Origin of the sequence: Bacillus sp. IT-79MI2 (assembly GCF_949768135.1) — a bacterium.
GTDB classification, from domain to species: Bacteria; Bacillota; Bacilli; order Bacillales; family Bacillaceae_G; genus Bacillus_A; species Bacillus_A pseudomycoides.
Window position 1 is genome coordinate 25,334 of sequence record NZ_CATKPV010000044.1, and the last position, 22,508, is coordinate 47,841.

General features: G+C 34.3%; 21 protein-coding genes and 1 pseudogene. 16 read left to right on the forward strand and 6 right to left on the reverse strand.

What is annotated here, in order from left to right; translation table 11 throughout:
- Positions 1-36: 36 nt before the first annotated feature.
- Positions 37-522, forward strand: coding sequence for a DUF6241 domain-containing protein (locus ACM6HU_RS02975; protein WP_016113244.1), 486 nt, complete (start codon positions 37-39; stop codon positions 520-522).
- A 51-nt stretch (positions 523-573) separates the two neighbouring features.
- On the opposite strand, the gene ACM6HU_RS02980 is transcribed toward ACM6HU_RS02975, so the two are convergent.
- Positions 574-1,485 (reverse strand): DMT family transporter, encoded by a 912-nt coding sequence (locus tag ACM6HU_RS02980; RefSeq protein WP_098116855.1) that lies wholly within the window; start codon positions 1,483-1,485, stop codon positions 574-576.
- Between the two features lie 391 nt (positions 1,486-1,876).
- Between ACM6HU_RS02980 and ACM6HU_RS02985 the strand changes: the two genes are divergently transcribed.
- The 8 genes from ACM6HU_RS02985 (at position 1,877) to ACM6HU_RS03020 (ending at position 7,608) form a co-directional block, all read left to right on the forward strand.
- Positions 1,877-2,371 carry an Lrp/AsnC family transcriptional regulator gene (locus tag ACM6HU_RS02985; protein ID WP_016113246.1) on the forward strand — a complete coding sequence of 165 codons (495 nt, stop codon included), beginning with the start codon at positions 1,877-1,879 and terminating at the stop codon, positions 2,369-2,371.
- 200 nt (positions 2,372-2,571) lie between these two features.
- Positions 2,572-2,901 carry a hypothetical protein gene (locus ACM6HU_RS02990; protein ID WP_016113247.1) on the forward strand — a complete coding sequence of 110 codons (330 nt, stop codon included), beginning with the start codon at positions 2,572-2,574 and terminating at the stop codon, positions 2,899-2,901.
- A 309-nt stretch (positions 2,902-3,210) separates the two neighbouring features.
- Complete coding sequence (locus tag ACM6HU_RS02995; protein WP_098116854.1) at positions 3,211-3,666, forward strand: N-acetyltransferase; 456 nt, start codon at positions 3,211-3,213, stop codon at positions 3,664-3,666.
- 421 nt (positions 3,667-4,087) lie between these two features.
- Entirely contained in the window at positions 4,088-4,666 is a 579-nt protein-coding gene (locus tag ACM6HU_RS03000) for a TetR family transcriptional regulator (RefSeq protein ID WP_303745121.1), read from the forward strand.
- An 80-nt stretch (positions 4,667-4,746) separates the two neighbouring features.
- Positions 4,747-5,100, forward strand: coding sequence for a DMT family transporter (locus ACM6HU_RS03005; RefSeq protein WP_016113250.1), 354 nt, complete (start codon positions 4,747-4,749; stop codon positions 5,098-5,100).
- A gap of 2 nt (positions 5,101-5,102) precedes the next feature.
- A complete protein-coding gene (locus ACM6HU_RS03010) occupies positions 5,103-5,417 on the forward strand; it encodes a DMT family transporter (RefSeq protein WP_003195471.1) in 315 nt (104 codons plus the stop codon).
- Between the two features lie 130 nt (positions 5,418-5,547).
- Positions 5,548-6,126 carry a TetR family transcriptional regulator gene (locus ACM6HU_RS03015; RefSeq protein ID WP_033671375.1) on the forward strand — a complete coding sequence of 193 codons (579 nt, stop codon included), beginning with the start codon at positions 5,548-5,550 and terminating at the stop codon, positions 6,124-6,126.
- A gap of 279 nt (positions 6,127-6,405) precedes the next feature.
- Entirely contained in the window at positions 6,406-7,608 is a 1,203-nt protein-coding gene (locus ACM6HU_RS03020; protein WP_016113252.1) for an MFS transporter, read from the forward strand.
- 522 nt (positions 7,609-8,130) lie between these two features.
- Here the strand turns inward: ACM6HU_RS03020 and ACM6HU_RS03025 are convergent.
- Positions 8,131-8,469: a winged helix-turn-helix transcriptional regulator gene (locus ACM6HU_RS03025; protein ID WP_016113253.1), complete on the reverse strand. Its 339-nt coding sequence runs from the start codon at positions 8,467-8,469 to the stop codon at positions 8,131-8,133.
- Between the two features lie 166 nt (positions 8,470-8,635).
- Here ACM6HU_RS03025 and ACM6HU_RS03030 point away from each other — a divergent pair, with 166 nt between their 5' ends.
- The gene (locus tag ACM6HU_RS03030) at positions 8,636-9,217 is read left to right on the forward strand and encodes an ester cyclase (protein WP_016113254.1); all 582 of its coding nucleotides are present in this window, start codon (positions 8,636-8,638) and stop codon (positions 9,215-9,217) included.
- A gap of 74 nt (positions 9,218-9,291) precedes the next feature.
- Complete coding sequence (locus tag ACM6HU_RS03035) at positions 9,292-9,846, forward strand: NAD(P)H-dependent oxidoreductase (RefSeq protein WP_016113255.1); 555 nt, start codon at positions 9,292-9,294, stop codon at positions 9,844-9,846.
- 289 nt (positions 9,847-10,135) lie between these two features.
- On the opposite strand, the gene ACM6HU_RS03040 is transcribed toward ACM6HU_RS03035, so the two are convergent.
- The gene (locus tag ACM6HU_RS03040) at positions 10,136-11,887 is read right to left on the reverse strand and encodes an SgrR family transcriptional regulator (protein WP_016113256.1); all 1,752 of its coding nucleotides are present in this window, start codon (positions 11,885-11,887) and stop codon (positions 10,136-10,138) included.
- 106 nt (positions 11,888-11,993) lie between these two features.
- Between ACM6HU_RS03040 and ACM6HU_RS03045 the strand changes: the two genes are divergently transcribed.
- Positions 11,994-13,253, forward strand: a complete 1,260-nt coding sequence (locus tag ACM6HU_RS03045; protein WP_088093929.1) for an MDR family MFS transporter — start codon at positions 11,994-11,996, stop codon at positions 13,251-13,253.
- Between the two features lie 60 nt (positions 13,254-13,313).
- Here the strand turns inward: ACM6HU_RS03045 and ACM6HU_RS03050 are convergent, their stop codons facing one another.
- The gene (locus ACM6HU_RS03050; RefSeq protein WP_016113258.1) at positions 13,314-13,517 is read right to left on the reverse strand and encodes a hypothetical protein; all 204 of its coding nucleotides are present in this window, start codon (positions 13,515-13,517) and stop codon (positions 13,314-13,316) included.
- A 605-nt stretch (positions 13,518-14,122) separates the two neighbouring features.
- Here ACM6HU_RS03050 and sigI point away from each other — a divergent pair.
- From sigI to ACM6HU_RS03070, 4 genes and pseudogenes are all read left to right on the forward strand, one after another.
- Positions 14,123-14,845, forward strand: coding sequence for an RNA polymerase sigma factor SigI (sigI, locus tag ACM6HU_RS03055; protein WP_077295135.1), 723 nt, complete (start codon positions 14,123-14,125; stop codon positions 14,843-14,845).
- Positions 14,838-16,028, forward strand: a complete 1,191-nt coding sequence (locus ACM6HU_RS03060; protein ID WP_077295137.1) for an anti-sigma factor domain-containing protein — start codon at positions 14,838-14,840, stop codon at positions 16,026-16,028. The genes sigI and ACM6HU_RS03060 overlap by 8 nt, the downstream gene beginning before the upstream one ends.
- Positions 16,024-16,209: pseudogene (locus ACM6HU_RS03065) on the forward strand (IS6 family transposase); the annotation flags it as partial. The gene ACM6HU_RS03060 and the pseudogene ACM6HU_RS03065, both read left to right, overlap by 5 nt.
- A gap of 160 nt (positions 16,210-16,369) precedes the next feature.
- Complete coding sequence (locus tag ACM6HU_RS03070) at positions 16,370-19,714, forward strand: glycosyltransferase (RefSeq protein WP_077295139.1); 3,345 nt, start codon at positions 16,370-16,372, stop codon at positions 19,712-19,714.
- Between the two features lie 88 nt (positions 19,715-19,802).
- Here the strand turns inward: ACM6HU_RS03070 and ACM6HU_RS03075 are convergent, their stop codons facing one another.
- The gene (locus ACM6HU_RS03075; protein ID WP_077295141.1) at positions 19,803-21,008 is read right to left on the reverse strand and encodes an ABC transporter permease; all 1,206 of its coding nucleotides are present in this window, start codon (positions 21,006-21,008) and stop codon (positions 19,803-19,805) included.
- Between the two features lie 69 nt (positions 21,009-21,077).
- On the reverse strand, positions 21,078-22,502 hold the full coding sequence (locus tag ACM6HU_RS03080) for an amino acid permease (RefSeq protein ID WP_016113265.1): 1,425 nt from the start codon (positions 22,500-22,502) through the stop codon (positions 21,078-21,080).
- Between the last annotated feature and the right edge of the window lie 6 nt (positions 22,503-22,508).

Genomic DNA, 22,508 nt, shown 5'->3' on the forward strand with positions numbered 1-22,508 from the left:
TTAGTAACAATTAGAGGAGATATCAAAATACATAATATGAAAAAATGGATAATAGGGACGATTACGACTATCGTAATTGTAATGGGTGTTATATTTGGCGCTTATAAATTTCTTGAGTATGTCGAAGTAGAGGATAAACGTTTAAAGGAGCAGAAAGTAATTGCTCAAAAGGAAAAGAAGGTAGTGGAAGAAACGCCGCGAGTTAGTGAAGATGAAATTATATCTATTATGCATAAGATGGTACATCAAAAAGTAAAATCCTCTGAGAAATGGGGATTTATTGAAATGACGAAAAAGGAAATTCATAATACGAAGAGGGCTGTAGAGAGTAGTAAAAATTTTAATAATAAAACAAGGCTACTTGCTATTTTAGACCGCTGGGAGAAAGAGGATTTTTCGCAAACAGTTGAGGAACATAACTTCTTGTGGAAAATTCAAGGCGGGGATACTGGAAAGGCAACAGAACGTTTATCACCAGCAGAAGAACAGCAGTATTTAAAAGAAATGAGAAGTAAAAAGTGAAGAATGTAAAAACATCGCCATTATGTTAAAGATAATGGCGATGTTGATCTATTAAGAGTGCTGCCGTACTAAAGTTTGGCTAGGTTGATGAGCAACTGTTTTAAAGTGAGAAAATAAATAACAGCCAGTAATAACAGTGATAGTCCCAAAGATTTGGATCCAAGTTAGTTCTTCTCCTAAGAAAAGAAACGCTAAAATGGCAGTGAAAATTGGATTAAAATTTAGAAAAATTCCTGATGTAGTTGCTCCTAATTTTTGAACACCAATATTCCAAAATACCATACAGACTACAGTTGAAATTAAGCCTGTATATAGTAGTGAAGTGATAAATGAAGCATTAATATTGGAAACAGTAAAGCTTGGTATATTAAATGGAAGCAATATAATGACACCAAAAATACCAGAATATAAAGTTGCCATCATTGGCGTAGTTGTTTTTGTTGCCCATTTACTACAAACAGAATAGATACCCCAAATACAAACCGCAGCCATCATCCACAAATCCCCACTATTAAAATGTAATGAAAATAACAGTGCGATATTTCCTTTTGAAAGGACGAGAATTACACCAAAAAAAGAAAGAATCATAGATAAGATTTGAAGCATATTTATTTTTTCTTTTAAGAATAAAGACGAAAATAGTGCAATTGAAATCGCGTTTAACGTAGAAATAAGTCCAACGTTTGTTGCGGATGTTTGTTCTAACGCTAAGAATTGAAAAATGTTAAAGAGAACAACGCCGGTGATTCCCATAAGTAGTAAGGGAAGAATTGTAGCGCGCGGTGGAAGAAGTTTCTTTTCTTTAAACCAAACAATCGGTAAGAGACAAACAATCGCAATCAGCCATCTTAAACTTGTAAGCGTCATTGGAGAAGCATGATCGACAAGTGATTTTCCAACAACAAAGTTTCCCCCCCATAGTAAGCTTGTTAGCAATAATAAAAAGACATAAAAATAAGGCATAGTTTGGAACTCCTTTTATTAGTGTATAAATTGAAAAACTGATAAAAAACCTTTCTTTTTTGGGGGAAGAGAGAATCCGTCCATGGATAGAAGCGGTCAGATCCTTTTTTAGCCCCATGCCGAGTAAAAACAAAAAGAGAAAATGAGTGTATGTCCTTTTTTGTTTTCATAGCAGTGACTTATGTGTTGAAAACACAAAATGGATTTATATCGTATGGATTGTAAATAATTTTAGCATTTTTCTTTGTTATCTAATATGTTCTTTTGTATAATGGTGAAAATTCAATAAAATGTTTTGTTTAGGTTTGTAATTACGGAATTTTATTTAATTTCACTAGGGTTATTATGCATTTTTTCGAAGAATCGTCGGTAAGAAAAAAGGGGGATTTTTATGGAGTCATCTGTTATTAAAGTGTTAGATGATTTGGACGTACAAATTTTAGATATTTTACAAAAGGAATCACAAGTAAGTAATGCCGAACTTGCGCGTCGTGTTAATTTATCACCGGCTGCAATGCATGCACGAATAAAGAGGCTAGAAGGGGAAGGGTTTATTGATAAGCAAGTCGCGATTTTAAATCAAGAGAAACTTGGATTTGATTTATTATGCTTTATTTTTATGAGTACAAATATTCATCAATCTGAAAAGCTTGAAGTATTGGAAAGGGAACTGGAATCTATGCCGGAAGTATTGGAATGTCATTGTTTAACAGGGGAGTATGATTACCTATTAAAGGTCGCAAACAGAGATCGTAAAGAGTTGGAGCGTTTTATTAGAAAGTTAAATAAGCTTGGGATTACGCGAATACAAACGAGTTTAGCGCTGCGTGAAATTAAGTATTCTACAGTATTACCAATAAGAGATTCGAAAACAAGTACTGAATGAGATATAAAACCACTTTTTAGATGGAAGAGAGGGTCCGATCATGCATAGAAGCGATCAGGGCCTTTTTTAGCCCCATGCCATGTGAAAACAAAGGAATAAAATGAGAGGAGGTCTTCTTTTATTTTCATAGCCGTGATGTATATGCTATATTATTTCCAATAAATAGGATCTTAAATAATGTAAATAGGGGGGATGGGGAAATGTATTGGGAGACTCTTCCTAATTGGTTTTGGGCAATATATTATTCATTTTTATTAATAACATTAGGGGCTGCAATATTTTGTGTTATACGAAAGAAAATGAAAAGTTTATCCATTTTAGCCATTGTTTTTGCTATAACAGTTCCAATAATTAGTTTGATAAATAGTATTGGAAGAGCGGAAGGAATGGATGAATTTGAACATTTAATAAATCAATTACAACAAGGAGCTATTTGGTCTATATTCACGACCATAGGTTATTTGTTTTTATTCGTATGGTGGATTTTCTTTCTACTCAAAAGTAAAAATCAAGTTATCGTTTCAAAGTGACCTCTAGTTGAGGTCTTTTATTATGCATTTCTAACCGTATTATAATTAGATTTTTGACACGCTGAAATCATCATATATGCCTTTCTACATCTCAAACTTGGCTTTAACCCGCATTAGATCAATATTTTAGTAGTATGTTAAGCAAATGGTCCCAAATTGACTTGGTTATATAGAAGAAATCGGTATTTGTTTTTATATGAAAAATTCAGAATAATAATTGACGTGTTTAAGAAGTGGGTGTATTATTATATAAATTTATGAATTATTATACATTATAAGTTATGAATATTTATGTTAAGGAGATATATTATGCAAATTTCTAACGCGATTACAAGTGATGTGAAAGAAATATATAACTTAATAGAAATATATTCGAAAGAGGGAGTTGTTCTGCCGCGCTCACTTTTGTCCCTTTATCAGTATTTACAGTGTTTGTATGCTGTGAAAGAGGGAGAGGAGATTTTGGGAGTTGCTGGTTTACATGTTTTAGGTGAAGATCTTGCCGAAATACGATCATTAGTCGTATCGGATACATATGCAGGTAAAGGGTTAGGGCGTAGGTTAGTCAATCATGCAATAAGTGAGGCTTCTAAAATAAAGGTAAGAAGGGTCATTTCCTTAACGTATCAAACTGCATTTTTTAAGAAGTGTGGATTTGATTTGGTTGATAAGGAATCGCTACCTGAAAAAGTGTGGGTTGATTGTCGGCATTGTCCGAAATTTGATTGTTGTGATGAAGTTGCTATGATTCGGTATGTTACATGAGATTTAGTGTGAAATAGATAATTGAGATAAACAGAAGGAGGAGGGGATAGCCTCCTCGTTAATTAAATTAATGTATGTCCACCTTCAACATGAAGAGTAGTTCCAGTGACAAATTTATTTTAAATAATGAGAGGCCCCTTCCAGGATGCTCTTAATTTCAGGGATTTAATTAAAAACTCCTAGAATCTTTGTTTATCCCGCTATTCGCGGGTCTTACTGCCCGTAAAAGCCTGATTGGTGATGGCTAATAATCAGTGAGGGATAAAACCCCAACTGATTAAAGTTTCACCTTATGGAATTTTTAAATATATGTATGAACAAGAACAATTATCAAAAAAAGGGATGATTGACATTTTATAAATCATCAATGTACAATAAATATGAATGACATTCAGTCATTTTATTTCGTGGAAGGGTGTAGATAATGAGTAAAAAAGAAAAAATTGTATATGCTGCTATCGAATGTTTTAGGGAAAAAGGGATTGAAAAAACAAAGATTTCGGACATTGTGAAATCAGCTGGTATTGCTCAAGGAACCTTCTATTTATATTTTTCTTCAAAACTATCCGTAGTGCCTGCTATTGCAGAAATTATGGTTGAGAAGATGATATGTGCAGTTGAAGAAAAAGTACAAGCTAGCTCTTCTTTCTTAGATACATTCTCGCAAATTGTAGATGCGATTTTTGATTTTACAAAAGAACATCACGAAATACAGGCATTAATATATGTCGGTTTAGCATCGACCGAACATATAAAAAAGTGGGAGAGTCTATATCAACCTCTTTACATTTGGATAAAAGGCTTTTTAGAAGAAGCTAAGGATGCTAAAGTTATACGGGATTCTATTCATGTTGAAAGAACTTCAAAACTTGTTATTGCTTTAGTTGAATCAGCAGCAGAGCAAATTTATTTATATGATCATATAAAAGAGGATCAAGCTAATTTACAAAAAGCTGAAGTTTTGGATTTTTTAACGCATGCATTGGATATAAGAAAATAAATATTCATTCATTGGTTATAGCAAGATGGATACATTCAAGCTAACAATGAATGACATTCAGTCATAAGAGGTGGGAATATATGAAAAATAAAGCTTGGTTATATGTAATATTAACATGTATTTTTGAAGTTTTTTGGGTGTTTGGTTTTAATACTGCTCACGTATGGTGGCATTGGGCAATAATTCTAGGGATTATTGTTGTTGATTTTCATATGCTTTCTAAAGCATGTGAACATCTTGCGACAGGAACAGTATATGCCGTTTTTGCTGGAGCAGGAACTGTGGGAACCTTCTTAATGGACGTTTTTCTTTTTGGTGGAAGTTTTAGTCTAGGGAAATTATTTTTTATAGTTATGATAGTAGCTGGCGTTATTGGCCTGAAGTTAGCCGATAACAAAGAAGTAGAAGAAGAAGTTATGAAAGGAGCTGCTTAAGGATGGGATGGATTTTTGTCCTTTGTGCCGCGATTTGTGAAATGGTTGGTGTAGTAGGTCTTAAAATGTATAGTAAGGATAAAACAGTAACGCATGGAGCGATTTATATAGGTGGATTTGGTATGTCTTTCGCATTTTTATATACATCTTTCCTATTTTTGCAGATAAGTGTAGCTTATGCGGTTTGGATTGGTATAGGAACAGCCGGAGCTGTTTTGTTAAATATGTTCTTTTTTGGAGAATCAAAAAGTAAGGCACGTATGATTAGTGTGGCTCTTATTGTATGCGGAGTGACAGGTTTAAAGGCTCTTTCTTAAAGATAGAACAAGCTTGTTAAAAAGATCGTATAGGAGGAGTAGTAATGTCTTATACTCTATTGTTGACAGTACAATAATCTTTCATATAGAATGAGTGACGGTCATTCAATACGCGTGTGAAAGGACTCAAATCATGAATAAAAAAGAGAAAATTGTCTATGCAGCTATTGAAGTGTTTCAGGAAAAAGGCGTTGAAAAAACAAAGATCTCTGATATCGTAAAATTGGCTGGTATTGCTCAAGGAACTTTTTATCTGTATTTTCCTTCTAAATTATCTGTTATGCCTGCAATAGCAGAAGTTATGGTTGAAAAGATGATACATGCAGTAAAAGAACGAGTACAGAATAATGAACCTTTTTCAAAGAAAGTTATGCAAGTGATAGATGCTGTTTTTGACTTTATAGCGGAATATCGTGAAATACAAGCATTAATGTATGCTGGTCTTGCATCAACTGAGCATATAAAAGAATGGGAAACTGTATATCAACCTCTTTATATGTGGCTAAATCAATTCTTAAATGAAGCAAAAGATGCAGGTGCAATTCGTAATTCTATTCACGCTGAAAGAACTGCAAAGTTATTTATTGCTCTGGTTGAATCTGCAGCGGAACAGGTTTATTTATATGATCATAAAAAGGATGATCAGGCTGATCTTCAGAAAGCTGAAGTACTAGACTTTTTAACACATGCATTGGACATTCGGGAATAAACAGTTAGGTGAATCCATTACTAGTAAAGAGATGGGTTCATTTTGTTTAAAAATGAATGATAGTCAGTCACTTCGAGTAGGGATTTTATGAAAAATAAGGTAAGAGGTAAATACTATAAATAAATCTCATCATTCAATCCATATAGAGGATATAACTTGTGATGTTGTTTTGTCTTGCTGTTTGTAGGGATGAAGAATCTTCGCTAATAAAAACCTCTTGGGTATTATTGTCGGGAAGAATTTCACATCAATGATTTTTACAGAAAGAGGTGTTAATACATGAAGAAATCAATAAAAGAACAAAAGATGGTATTACTCATTCTTCTAAGTAATGTATTCATTGCATTTCTCGGAATTGGTCTCATCATCCCAGTTATGCCGTCATTTATGAATATCATGCAATTATCAGGAAAAACGATGGGTTATCTTGTTGCCGTATTTGCAGTGGCACAACTACTTATGTCACCATTAACAGGACGATGGGTTGATCGTTATGGCAGGAAGAAAATTATCATAATTGGCTTATTTATTTTTGGTACTTCAGAACTTATCTTTGGTTTGGGAACGGATGTATCGGTGCTTTATATATCAAGGATGTTAGGAGGAATTAGTGCAGCCTTTATTATGCCTGGTGTTACGGCATATGTTGCAGATATTACATCAGTTCAAGAACGACCAAAAGCGATGGGATATCTTTCTGCTGCTATTAGTACAGGTTTTATTATCGGACCTGGCATCGGTGGTTTTATTGCAGAATATGGTGTGCGCATACCATTCTTTTTTGCGGCAGCCATTGCTTTTTTCGCATGCGTTTCTTCAATATTTATTCTTAAAGAGCCGTTAACAACGGAACAGCTAGCAGAAATTTCTGCTAATACGAAGCAAACAAACTTTATTAGAGATTTAAAAAAATCACTAAATCCACTTTACTTTATCGCATTTGTTATTGTATTTGTACTCGCTTTTGGGTTATCAGCATATGAAACTGTTTTTAGTCTGTTTTCTGATCATAAATTTGGTTTCACACCGAAGGATATTGCCACCATTATTACAATAAGCTCAATCTTTGGTGTTGTTGTACAGATATTTATGTTTGGAAAGTTAGTAGATATACTTGGTGAAAAAATCTTGATTCAAGTATGTTTAATCACAGGTGCAATATTAGCGGTGGTATCCACCTTAATCTCTAATTTTTGGGTAGTATTAGCTGTAACTTGTTTTATCTTTCTCGCATTCGATTTACTTCGTCCTGCATTAACAACATTTTTATCAAAAGCAGCTGGGAAAGAGCAAGGGTTTGTTGCGGGAATGAACTCAACCTATACAAGCTTAGGTAATATTGTTGGGCCGGCTATGGGAGGAATACTATTTGATGTAAACATCCACTATCCGTATCTTTTCTCTGCTTTTATTATGGCTATTGGCATCGGTATTACAGTCATGTGGAAAGAAAAGCAAATGGTAGAAAGTTTAGCGAAATAAAAAATAAGTAGAGTTACATTTTTACATACATCTTAAAAATAAGAAAAAAGCTCCTTCGAAATTTGAAGGAGCTTTTATAAATCTATAGAAAGAGCTGTAATAAATTTTCACTTTTGTAGTCTCTTTTTAAAATAATAAGTTTGATGTGTTGTGTAAATTACATAGTGATAGATTGATAATACGAGTTAAAAAACGATATAGAGAGGAAATAAAAACATGGATTACTTTACCAGATCCAAGTTCAAAATATAAAACGGTTTAACATTTGCACTTTTCAAGAATGCTATACAAATCAAAAAACATCCCTCATTTGCGATTTGCATTCATAATGCCGATTATAGTTTTGAATGTTGTATATCCAGCGATTGAGCATCCCTATCATCCAAAGATAAATAACAAAGGAGATTGACCGCCACATATTTGTGTATAGGCGATCATCTCCTTTTTATTTTATCTTACTATTTGCGGGCAGTAATCTTTCCCCCTCAAAATGCAGTGCAAGCAAAGAAGTTAGGTTCCACTTTATAAAGTTAGCCCAAAGCGCTTTAATTCGATAAAAATACCTTCTAATTGTTTCCCTTTATCCGTGAGGGTATATTCCACTCGAGGAGGAACTTCAGGATAAACCTTTCTTGTTACAATACCTTGACTTTCTAATTCTTTAAGGCGAAGTGAGAGTGTTTTTGGGCTGATACCATCCATTGATTTTAGTAGATCACTAAAGCGCAATGTTCCTTCAATAAGAAGGTCACGAATAATTAAAAATGTCCATTTTGTTCCAATTACGTCGAGTGTTTTTGCAATAGGACAAGGTATACCAGGTGAACCTTTCGTTAATACAATCGGATCTATATTGCTCATGGAAATAGCCTCCATAAAAATTTTTTGAATTGATTTGCTTTATAGTATCACAAAACTATCTTTTTAGTAACTATATGAAAAAAATATCACTACTTCCAAAAGGGAAATTACTGCATATAAAATAGCGTTAGGAACCACAAATGATTTCTAAACGAAGGAGGTGACTATGATGAAAATAAAAAATCAAACAAAAAAGTTATGGTGGTCATTTAGTTTTCTCGTAATTTGTATTGTTATAATCGGTACCATACTTACTGCGTGCAGTAATACAAAAACGTCTGCTTCTAAAAGTGAAATTCAATTGTTGAAAGGCTCGCCAGAACCTAAAACAATGACAATCGATCCTTCATTAAGTCAAAAAGATGCTACAGCAATGATTCATACAGCCCAACGTTTTTATGCATTTTGGGATACTGGCAATGAGGAGCTTATTCCACAAACCGTTACAGAGAAATTTTTTGATAATACGTTGCCAAAAGGGCGCCCGCAAGGTCCTGAAGGCTTAGCATTTGCTGCAAAAAACTTTCGTAAAGTCGTTCCGGATATACATTGCAAGATTGAGGATTTATTAGTGGTTGGTGATAAGGTCACAGCTCGTCTATCCTTTACAGGAACGCATAATGGAAAGCCGATTAGCTTTTTTGCCATTGATATTTTACGTATTAAGGATGGGAAAATTACGGAAGACTGGCATTTAGAGGACAATCTTACTCTTATGCAACAACTTGGAGTAGTAGCTGAGAATTAAATGATAGCGGTACGAAAAAATGTGGATTTAGATATATGCAATTCAATCAATAACAGATAAAGGGGAAGAAAACTATGAAAAACATACTAATCATAAATGGTCATCAAAAATATAGTGCCGACGGAGGGAAATTAAATCAAACATTGGTTGATCACATGGTCAGTTTACTCAGTGAAAAGAATCATGTGAAAACAACGATTATTCAAGATGGATACAATATTAAGGAAGAACAACAAAAGTTTTTATGGGCGGATGTTATCATCTATCAAACACCGATTTATTGGTTTAGTGTACCAGGATTATTTAAAACGTATATGGATGAAGTATATGAGTACGGCCTCTTTTTTAAAGGAGGAGATCAATACGGAACAGGAGGATTATTAACAGAGAAACAATACATGTTTTCCACTACATGGAATGCACCTAAAACAGCATTTCAGAATTCCACACAATTCTTTGAAGGTGAGAGTTTAGAAGAAGCAATTGGTCATTTGCACCGAGTACAGAAATTTATTGGTATGAGTCCTTTAAAGAGTTTTGCGTGCTATGATGTAGTCAAAAATCCTAATATTGATATGTTTTTAGCAGAACTGGAAACACATTTAAAAGAAGTAGTAAACCTTTCCTAAATTTTAAAAATAAATAGCTAGTAAAACCTCAATCTGAAGATTGAGGTTTTACGGTTATGCAAGTTATCCATATTATAGAGATGCAGATTGAAAGACCGACATAAAACCATTTCTTTTAGGCGGGAGAGAGGATCCGATCATACGTAGGAGCGGTCAGTTCCTTTTTTAGCTCCATGCCATGTGAAAACAGAAGGAGAAAATGAGTGAAGAACTTCCTTTGTTTTCATAACCGCGACTTATATGTCGGAAATTTAAAATGAATATATATAAATGGTTAAGTAATTTGATTTCAATACTCTTTAGCTGATTCTGTAGGATGAATCCAGAGCTTTGAAAAATCCGTCCAGCCAAAAGAATCGATCGTTACATTTTTTAAAGAAGATGGGTAGATCTTCTTTTTTAGAACATGATAATTAAATAAAATGATATATTCCGTTCGAAGGAATTCTTCAATTTCGTATATAAGTTTATAACGATGTTCCTTATTTTCTTCGGCTAAGAATGTATCTAGTAAACAATTAATCTGTTTTTGATAGTGAGGATGCATAAAGCGATTGATAAAGCAGCTTTTATTTTTAAATACATTTAAAAAGGCGATTTCTAAATCAGAAGCAAAAACTTCTCCCATTAAAATAATATCGGCGTTTTGATCAATAGAACGATCCGAGTAGTCTGAGACAGGAAAAGGGTGTAATTCCACTTGTATGCCTAAGCTTTGGCAACGCTCTTTTAGCCAAATTGCATCATGAGCACTATCTTTAAAAGAGAAAAAGTAAATATGTATAGTTTCACCTTGATATGTACTTTTTTTCAGGTATTCCTTTGCTTTGCATAAAGAATAAGATTGTTTCATTGCTTCTCGGCTTCGACTTGGAAAGAAGCTTGATGCGGGGATAGTCCGCATACCTTTTAAATCACGAATAATCGATTCAACGTCATATATTTCTCTCCAAGCTTTTCGAAAATAAATATCATGATGTGGACCAGGCTTTGTAAAGTTAAATGCGGAATATATACACCCGGTTTCTTCTATTTGTACTTCGTGTTCTTTTGTATGTTTAGTATTTGGTAGTTCATAATGTGTATGTATTTGTGCATGTTCCGGAATACGCCAAAGCTCAATTCGATCAAGTAACGCACGCTCTTTAAAATAATTTGTAAATGCTTCTAATACAACTTGATCTTCATAATAACTATGTAATTTAAAAGGTCCCGTCCCCATATAATAATGATTTTGTATTTCTACATCATGCGGTAAAATGGCTAATTGCATTGAACTTACATAATGCAGAAAAAACAAGTTCGGCTTTCGGAGGTGAAAGCTTATTTGTAGTGGTGATGGTGTTTCAATCTGCACAATCTCTTCAGTTAACCAGGCATAAGGAGAGTGTACACGTTGTAATCTTTCAAATGAAAATTGAACATCTTTAGAAGATAAGATTCTTTCATGATGAAAATGGATGCCTTTTCGTAAATAAAAGGTCCAGGTAAGTTGATCGTCACTAACCTCCCATGTATGTGCGAGATGTGGCTCAATTTCTTCTGTGTTGTAGTTGTAATTCACTAATGTATCAAAAATTTGACTAATGAGATGACTCTCTGTTGTTACAGCTGCAAATGCTGGATCAAGTGGCAGTATTTTTCGCGAGCAAGGTATCTTTAGCACGTCATACATATCGTTTAAAGGTTGGTATCCAAAATGCTGCTGTAGTTTTTCTTCTAAGCTTTTTCGGAGGGAAGCAGGAAATGGTTGTTTTAAAAGAAGAAATATCTCTTTTAATTTATCTTGCTGTAAGAGAGATTCCGCATAGGGCATAACCACTTCTGAAATGGTATGGAGAAAGAGAACTTCACTTTTATTTCCCCGTCCTCGTCCTGGTGTCCACGTAATTAATTTTTCTTCATTCATTTTTCTAAGTAAAATTTTTACGTTTTTTGTACTGCAATATAAAATATTGGCTAATTCTTGCAAGCTATTTTGCATGTACTGTTTTTCTGGATCATGCAATCGTAGTTGAATATAATAGTCCATCACTTTCATGTTTAAACGACTCCTTCCCAATAAAAGGGGAAATTCTTTAGAATATTCTAACCTTTTTCTTCCACTTTTTCAAAGTAAAATGAATACACATAAGGGGGAAGAAACAATGGGATTTTGGAGTATGCATCGAAATATAAAAATTAGAATTATAACATCATTTTTAACACGCACTGTATCAACAATGATTTTCCCGTTTATGGCGATTTATTTTTCAGTAAAGCTCGGGAGTGTCCTTGCAGGTGTTTTATTACTAATAAACGTAATGGCGGCACTCGTCATTGGGCTTTATGGTGGTTATATTGGAGATCGATTAGGACGAAAAAAGGTTATGATTATAGGGCAAGTGATACAAGTAGTTTCTATCGCTTGTATGGGAATTGCGAATTCAAATTATGTAGATTCACCTTGGCTCACTTTTGTGTTTATGCTAACAAATAGCCTTGGTTCAGGACTTATGAATCCGGCAACAGAGGCGATGTTAATTGATGTGAGTACACCGGAGAATAGAAAAGTAATGTACAGTATTAATTATTGGGCAATTAACTTGTCTATTGCAATTGGAGCGATTTTTGGTGGTCTATTATTTGAACATTATCGTTTGCAACTATTTGTATTATTAACAGTGGTAGCACTGCTGACGCTATATTTAATTGCTGTATATATGGAAGAAGTATATGTCGCTCGGCCAATTATAAAAAAGAAGCACGTACTAAAGGAAATGGTTGAAAGTTATAAAGTTGTGATGACAGATCGAACTTTTTTAATTTTTTGTATAGCCAGTATAGGTACATTATCATTAGAATTTCAGATCAATAATTATTTAGGTGTACGCTTGCAAAAGGAATTTGAAACGGTGCATTTCGTATTTGGAAATCACGGAACCTTTGATTTAACAGGTATCCGCATGCTAAGCTGGATTTCTGCGGAGAATACGATTTTGATTGTTTTATTTTCAGCACTTGTGATTAAAATGATGAAGCGTTTTAATGATTTGAAAATATTATATGTTGGCTTATTTATCTATACAATTGGATTTACAATACTTGGATCAAGTAGTAGCTTGTGGATCTTATTAATAGCGGGGCTTTTTCAAACGGTTGGCGAGATGATGTATGTGCCAGTTCGTCAATCCATTATGGCTGATATGGTTCCAGATGATGCACGGAGCTCTTATATGGCAATCAATGGTATGGTATTCCAGGTGGCAAAAATGAATGGAGCATTAGGAATTATGCTTGGTTCATTCATTGCATCATGGGGAATGAGTATTGTTTATTTTTTAATTGGTGTAAGTAGTATTTTATTATTTAGAAAAGCAATTAATAGGACAGAATACCGTGAAGAAAACATACCTCATATAGGATAAGAACATATACAAAAAGCGAATCGTTTTTATAATGATTCGCTTTTTATATACCATTTTTTTCTAAAAAACGTCTACTTCAGCTAATGTATTGCTAGTGCTTGGGTTCATTAAAAGGTTCTTCAGTTCACCTACTTCAGAGAGTGTGACAATGGTATAACCACTAATTAATACAATGAGTCCAATGACCCTTAATGTTTGCAAACTAATATTTCTTTGGTTTTCCTCAGAGTTACTTGGGGGCGTTAAAGTTTGAGTGTTGTTCATCGTAGGGCTCCCATCTTTTATATATGTGATCAAACATTTTTGCACCAGAACCGAGATAAAATGAATGCGAGTATTTTTACATATGAATCTATGAAAAAGTTGATGAAATTGTCAGCTTTTTATTTTTGGAAAAAATTGTTTATCTATTTTATAAAAAAATATTTTTTTGACCCCCAGAAAATTTTTATTCCCCCCGAATATATATAGTAAGGAAAGCAAAAGCTGCAATTACCAAAAATATAGAGAAGAGTTTTTCAAAGATTGTAGCTAAAATAGAAAAAGAGCAAGAAAAACAAGCGGACGCTATTGCAAAAGAAAACAAAAAAGTAGATCAAAATACAGAAGTAACTCCAGCACAACCAGAACAAGTAACACAGCCAGCACATAAACCGGCTGTTTCTTATGAGAAGCATGAGCAATCAAACCAAAAGGGTCAAACAGAAAAGAATGATCATCAAGACAACGGTAAAAAAGTCGGTCACGAAAAACATGAACAACAGCAAGAAGACAAGCACAAAGAAAAGTAGTAAGAAAATGTGATGAAATGGTCACTTCTTTAGTGACCATTTTGCTATTTGAAGCAAAAGGAGGGAGGGGGATTACTAGTGTTGAGTTTAGTGATGAAGATCATAAAAAAACCGAAAATAGAAGATATCGTATTTAACATACAAAACAACGGAGGAGATAAGGAAGCTTTTATCGCACAGTATCGGCCTTTTATTCGAAAATCAATCTCGTCTGTCTGCCGCCGGTATATTACGGAGCAGGATGATGAATACAGCATTGGATTGTTTGCGTTTAATCAAGCAATTGAACAGTATTCATATAAAAAAGGAAAATCTTTTCTAGCGTTTGCTGAGCTTCTTATAAAAAGGGATGTAATTGACTATATACGCAAGGAGTCTAAGCATAATCTCGTCTTTTTAAAAGAAGACCAGCAAGAGGAAATGGTAGAAATGCAGGTATCGCTTACGGAGTATATGAAAGAGATGGAAAACAGAAACCGTAAGGAGGAGATTCTTCATTTTCAAATTGTACTAGCTGAGTTTAAAATCACATTTTCAGAGCTTGCTAAGGAATCTCCAAAGCATCGTGATACGCGTGAGCACTTAATAGAAATTGTAAAGATTATTATAAAAGAAGAGAAAATGATGGAAGAGCTGTTTCGAAAGAAAAAGTTACCGCTTAAACACATTGAACCGCGTGTTAGGGCAAGTCGTAAAACGTTGGAGCGGCATAGAAAATACATTATTGCAATGTGTATTATCTTTGCAAACAACTATACATATATTCTTGATTATATAAGAGGGGGGAAGCATGATGAATAAAGGGATTGTGATGGATATAAAAAAACATAGTGTAGTTGTTTTAACTCCAGATGGAGAGTTTATTACGTTTAAAAGAAAATCGCACTCTTATATGATTGGAGAGGAAATCTCGTTTAACGAACAAGAACAAAGAGTACCGCGTTTTTCAATCCCTTCTTTCTTAAAGCCTGCATCATTACTTGTTGCTTGTTTTCTATGTGTGTTTCTGTTTTTCTACAACCAACCGGAAGAAAAAGCACTCGCTTATGTCTCAATTGATATTAATCCAAGTTTAGAGGCGAGCGTAACAAAGGATCTTCGTGTTATAGATTTGCGAGCTTGTAATGATGATGGAAAGCGCATTTTAAAAGAAATGAAACGATGGAAAAGTAAACTTTTGCAAGACGTAGTACGTACCATTGTAAAGCAAAGTCAAGAGGATGGATACTTAACGAATGACAAGCAAATTATGCTAACAGCTGTTACAAAGGACAAGTCGCTAGAACCACAGTTGGAAAAGGCTATGCAAGAATTAAAGAAAGAGTATGAGACAAAACATGTTACAGTCGTATATCAAAGTAGTACGATGCAAGTGCGAGAGAATGCCAAGAAAGCAGGAGTCGGCACAGGTGTCTATATAAAGCAAGAGAATGAGAAGAAGAAATCGCTTACTCCTCCTGCACCGCCGTCTAATCAGGAGGAACACCCTCAGGAGATACATTCGCAACCAAAGTCATCACCCGATGCATCATCGAATTTGTCTCCTGTAAAAGAAGAAAGATATGAGAAGCAAGAGCAAATAGAACAAAAGCAATCCCAGGAACAGCAACCCCAGCAATCAAAAGGAAATAATGGGCATCAGCAAGAAAACAACGATAAAGAGTATAAACAAGAAAATAAAGAGTCTCAGCAAGAAAACAACGGTAAAGAGTATAAACAAGAAAATAAAGAGTCCCAGCAAGAAAACAACGGTAAAGGGTATAAACAAGAAAATAAAGAGTCTCAGCAAAAAAACAACGGAAAAGGGTATAAACAAGAAAATAAAGAGTCTCAGCAAGAAAACAACGGAAAAGGATATAAACAAGAAAATAAAGAGTCTCAGCAAGAAAATAAAGGCAATATAAACGAAAACAACGGGCATAAAAAAGAGGACAAAAACGTTCCTGACACGCAACATCAGGGGAAAGAAAAGAAAAATCCATAGAATATTGAAGAAGAGGGTTCGTTCCATGTTAGGATTGAAGTCATTTCGTACAGCAACCTTGATTTTGAGAGGTATCGAAGCCATGCATATGATGAAAAAGGGCAACTTCACCAAACAAAGGGTGAAATTTGCCCCAAATGAGGTTGAAGTCATTCATAAGTTATTTGGATTAGTCGTTTGATCTCAAAGTTAACAGGAAATTACTGTTCTATATTCCTATTAAGTTATTTTCGCACCAAAACCCTAGAAGTCTATCTATTAAAATAGTTTGCGTTGTACTTAGAATAAAATATTTTATTCTTGTATTCAGAATAACAAGAAAAGGAGTATGTAAAAAAATAATGGAGAAAAAAATTCAACAAGAGAAAGATAACTCAAAACCCGTTTTTTATGATCCTAAAGGAAGAAGAAAAATAGCTTTCAGTTGGTTTCTATGTATCTCAATAGTTAGCATAAGTATTGTATTTTATTTTTTCTTTCGAAGTATTTTTTCAACACCAGAAATTCCAAATATGAATCCTTCTGTACAGCAAGATACTAAACTTGTACCTATTAATCAAAAACTCAGCGACCAGCAGTTAAAGAAGGGAGAATTCAAATCTTCTAATACCGAAATAAGCAATAATGAAAATTCAACAGGCAATGGCGAACAACCTAAAGAAGTTTATGGTTTTTATGTAAACTGGGATGAAAATAGTACTGCTTCTTTAAAAGAAAATATTGATTCATTAACCATGTTAGTACCAGAATGGTATCACTTAAAAGCAAACTTAACAATTAGTAGTGAGATTAAACCTGAGATTGTAAAGTTAGCAAAAAAAAATCATGTAAAAATTATGCCTTTGCTTACTAACTATACGCAAGAAGCTTCTGGTCCTGATAGTAAACTTATTCATAAGTTACTGAATGATCCAGCTAATGTACAGACAAAGTTTATTAATGATTTAGTAAAGCGAATTGAAGAGAATCAATTTGCAGGTATTAATATTGACTTTGAGTCAATACCTGAAGGCGATAGAGATAAATTAACAAATTTCATGAAAGAACTTACTACGGTCTTTCACAAACATCATTTGCTCGTAACGCAAGATGTCCCTGCTAATGATAAAGCCTTTGATTATGGTGCATTAGCCAAAGTAATAGATCGTATGATTGTAATGATGTATGATGAGCACTATGGAGCAGGGACACCAGGACCAATTGCTTCAAATAAATGGTTTGAACATACGCTCAATGATCTAAACATTCCCTCTGAGAAACTTATAGTTGCTTTCGGTAACTATGGATATGATTGGGAAGTAAATAGCAAAAAACCTGCGAAGTCTTTAACTTTCTCAGAAGTTATGACAATGGCTCATGATTCAAATATAAAAATTCAATGGGATAAGATTAGTGGAAATCCTTATTTTCGATATAAAAAAGGAGCGAAAGAACATACTGCTTGGTTCTTAGATGGTGTTACTCTTTATAATCAAGTAAAAATTGCAATGAACAACAATGCAAAGGGAGTTGCATTATGGAGATTAGGAGCAGAAGATCCTACTGTATGGAAAGCTTTAAAAGATCCTATAGAGGTACAAAAAAATTCTGACACATTACATAAAATCGCTAGTTTAGATGAAGTAAAATATTCTGGACAAGGCGAAATTTTACAGATTAAGAATGCAAAGAAAAATGGATTGAGAGATTTTAAAGTAAGCAAAGAAGGCTATCTTACAGATGAAGTATATCAATCACTACCATCTGCATATCAAGTGCAGCGCTACGGAAAACCAAAAGGAAAACAAGTAGTACTAACATTTGATGATGGGCCAGATCCTAAATACACACCGGAAATTCTAGATATATTAAAAGAGTATAAAATAAAAGCAGCCTTTTTTGTACTTGGTGAAAACGCCCAGCTAAATCCTAGTCTTGTTAAAAGAATATACGATGAAGGCCATGAAATTGGCAATCATACCTTCAAACATCCTAACGTAGCTGATACGTCTTTACTACGAACAAAAGTAGAACTGAATACAACTCAGCGCCTGATTCAGGAAATAACTGGACATTCTACGGTTTTATTTAGGCCACCATATGAAGCGGGTGCTGATCCGGATTCATCAAATGAAATATTGCCTATTTTGCGTGCACAAAATATGAACTATACAATGGTGGCAGAAAAAGTTGATCCTGAGGACTGGGCGACGCCCTCAACAAATGAATTGGTAAAGCGTGCTCTTAATCCCATTTATAAGGGGGAGGGAAATGTTATTCTTCTTCATGATGCAGGAGGGAATCGTACCCATACAGTAGAGGCGCTACCAATTATTATTAAAGACCTTAAAAAACATGGATATAGTTTTGTAACAATTTCAGATTTAATGGATAAAGAACGAGATGAAGTAATGCCTCCCGTTTCTTCTGAGGGTAAGCAATATTTACTTTACAACAAAGCTGTTTTTTCAGGAGCGGGGTATTCTAAGCATATATTAACAACTATTTTTTATATTGCTATTGGATTAGGTATTTTCCGATTCCTATTTTTAATTTATTTTGCATTCAAGCAAAAAAGGAAAACAAGATCTCGTTTATTTACTAATTCGTCTTATCAACCTTTCGTTAGTGTTGTGATAGCAGCATATAATGAAGAGAAGGTTATTACCAAGACGATTCGCTCAATTTTGGATAGTGATTATAGAGAATTTGAAGTTATTGTTGTTGATGACGGATCGAAAGATGGTACGTCAAAAGTAATTCAAGAAGCATTCCATAAACATCCTAAAGTTTGTTTAATTCAGAAAGAAAATGGTGGGAAATCATCCGCAATGAATTTAGGATTTCAAAAATCACGAGGAGAAATCATTGTCACTTTAGATGCGGATACTATTATTGCGCAAGATGCTATTTCTCTAATGATTAGACACTTTGAAGATCATAATGTAGCAGCAGTTTCAGGCAATGTCAAAGTGGGAAATAGACGGAATTTGTTAACTACTTGGCAACATGTTGAATACATTACAGGATTTAATTTAGAACGCAGAGCTTTTGATGAGTTGGATTGTATCACGGTAGTTCCTGGAGCTATTGGAGCATGGCGTAAAAAGAATGTAGTTGAATCTGGATATTTAAGCGAAGATACACTGGCAGAAGATACGGATCTTACTATAACATTCTTACGTCAAGGACATCGAATTGTATATGAAGAAAAAGCATATGCTTATACGGAGTCACCTGAAGATGTGAAAAGCCTCATTAAACAACGATATCGTTGGTCGTATGGTACACTCCAATGTCTTTGGAAACATCGAAAAGCACTGTTTAACCCAAAGCATAAAACATTAGGGTTTGTTGCATTACCTAATATGTGGTTATTCCAATATGTCCTGCAATTCATTGCTCCTTTAGCAGATATATTAATGATTATAGGGCTATTTGGTAGTAATCCTCTAAAAGTTTTAGGGTTTTATCTTGTGTTCTTTGCAATGGATCTTCTCGCTTCTCTTTTTGCATTTAAATTAGAGAAAGAGAATCCTAAACCATTAGCCTGGTTAATTTTACAACGCTTTATTTATCGTCAATTTATGACTTATGTTGTAATTAAATCTGTATTTTCATCTATTCGAGGGGTAGCGGTAGGATGGAATAAACTGAAGAGAATGGGGAGTGTTAAGCATTCCTCTGAACATAATGAGGCATCATAAGAGAGCAGATAATCTGCTCTCTTTTTTTACTAGTAGCTTCTTTAGCTAAACTTTCTGTTTTTTTCTTTCAGAATACACAATCATTCATTTAAATTTCCGATGAAGAAATTTGTTTTTTGGTTCTTGGTAAGATAATAAATTTGATAAAAAATATGCTGACTATAATAGTTGAAAGAACAAGTAAAAACTGCTGGAGTGCAGCGAATATAATAATGAAAAATAACACTAGCTGAACGATTGCTAATGAAAATACAAGGTTAAGAAATTGACGTACCCTTTCTTCAAATGAAATCGGATATAATGCTACAATATTATTTCCTGGAAAATATTTCCATAAGGCACGCAATTGCATAGAGCTCATATATAAGAGGCAACAAGTAATAGCGCCTTTTGCAAATACATTCGGTACGAAATATAAAATAAAAGAACCGATACTAGTCAATCGAATATATATACCAAAATAATCATTCGCACGTAAGAATGATAAAGTGTTCAAATATAAAAAAGTAGATTGTTTTTTATGTAATATAGGTTCTAGCCAACTTGTTAGCCATTTTCTTTGTTTTACTTGTTTTTTCAGCTGCGGGACATCGGTGAAAAAGTTTGCAAATTGGTAAAAGTGCATGTCCATTTTTTCTTCTTGCTCAATTATATATTCCCATCCAATTCGTTTTGTTGGCTGTTTTGTTGTATAAACAAGTAGGAAGACAAGAAGTAATAGCATCGCACCTAATAGAACAACTGATACGGACTGAAAGAGCGTGTAAAGAATGAGTGCATTACAAGTGAAGCGAATGATAAACCAGATTTGACTGTTATATTGATCACGCCATATCCAATTGATATATAGGTTCCAACCTTTTATTAACATTAAAATGAAAAAGATTGTACATAAGAATGGAACGGTTGTCTGTAATGTTTGCATTGCTAGCGGTGTAATGATTAGAAACGTAAATAGCAATGGGAAAAGTTGAATGACATAATTGTATAGAAGAGACTGTTTGAAATAAGATGTTAATTTCTCTTCGAGTGCCAGTAAATAGACAGCGTCAGGCTTTTGGATAAAAGTACGAACCTTACATCTCGTTATCATGATGGTAAGCAGAGATATAATGATGATTAATGAAATGCCTTTAGAAGGAGATGTTTTAAGAAACTTGGCGTAATAATACGCACCAATGCATGAGACGAAGATGAAACTGTATAGTAGACCGCTAATCATGCGCGCAAAGTACATGATGACGTTTTGAATATGCTTTTGGAAACGAGTGCTCCATAGTGTTTCGATTGACATGTTTTTTCACCTCTGTCTTCTATTATATAGGTTTCTTTCTTATACAAAAATAAAAACGAGCAAATTGCTTTAAGCAATTTGCTCGTTTTTATTTTCTTCATTTTTTTTCTTATCGCGATTCATTAATGGATAAAATGCAAAGCCAATTACAAATAAGCCAATTCCAAGAAGGAATGTTTTTATATCTGAGGATCCAGTTTTAATGACCCACAGTGCATAGCAAAGTGCAATGACTGCGATAATACCATCCATAATTCGTGAACCGGGTTCGTTTTTATACGTTTCACCAGTTGCAACGAGTTTTAATTGGAAGATTGGTGAAACGAGATAAGGGATTAAGTAAGCTAAGGTTGAGACAGTAATAACGAATGTATAGGCCTCAGCAATTGTCCCTGATAAAGTTGAGAAAAGGAAGACTTGCGACATAATATTTGTCAGTCTTAGTGAATAAATTGGACTTCCTTTTTTGTTTGTTTTTGCAAAGAAGGAAGGGAAGAATCCTTCTTTCGCCGCTTGATAAGGTACTTCTGAGCTTAATAAAATCCAGCCTAAGATAGAGCCGAATAGGGAAGTAAGAGCAAGTAGTGCCATTAATTTCCCACCGCCGTGGCCCATTGCAGCATTTAATGCATCAGCTAATGGACGTTCAGAAGTTTGAAGTTTATCAATGTGCAGAACACCCATTGTTAAAATGGTAATTCCTAAATAAATGGCAACTGTTAGTAATAAACCTGCTACAGTTGCTCGTTTTACCGTTTTTGGAGAAACAGCTCGGTTTGATAATAAAACAGCTGATTCAATACCGATAAATGCCCAAAGTGTTGTAAGTGCAGCTAAATTTATTTGTGAAAGCAGTCCGTGTGACACGCCTTCTTTATCAATCATTGGTGTATACCATTGTCCAAATTTTGAAGCTTGAAATGCAAACAAAGTCACAACAATGAATAGAAGGAATCCAGTCACCTTTGTTGTTGTTGCTAAGAAGTTTAACTTCCCAGCTCCGCTTACACCGTTTGTTAAAATCATATGTGTTCCCCATAGTAAGACAGAACAAATAGAAAATGTAATTAGTTTTCCAACTTCTATATCGAAAGAGCCAATCGAAAATAATAGGCGTGTGTCTTTCATAATCGGGAAGAAGAGTGATAAATATCCCGCAAAAGATGTAATAATAGCGACATTACTTGCCCAGTTTGCAACCCAATAGCCCCAAACCATACTGAAACCAGCCATTTTTTTCTTTTTTGGTGATGAGAATAGTGCATATGCATGACTTTGTGGTCCTGTCGTTAAATCAGGACGACGAATTGCTAAATTACCGAAAACAAGAGCTAGCATTAAAACACCAAACCCTGTTGTTAACCAAGCTAAAGTGACACCGAGAGGACTTGCTGTTTGTGCTAACGTACTTGGCACCATGAAAATACCAGCGCCAACCATGTTACCGACAACGAATGCTGTCAGTACCCAAAAACCCCATTTTTTTTGTTGCATAAAAAA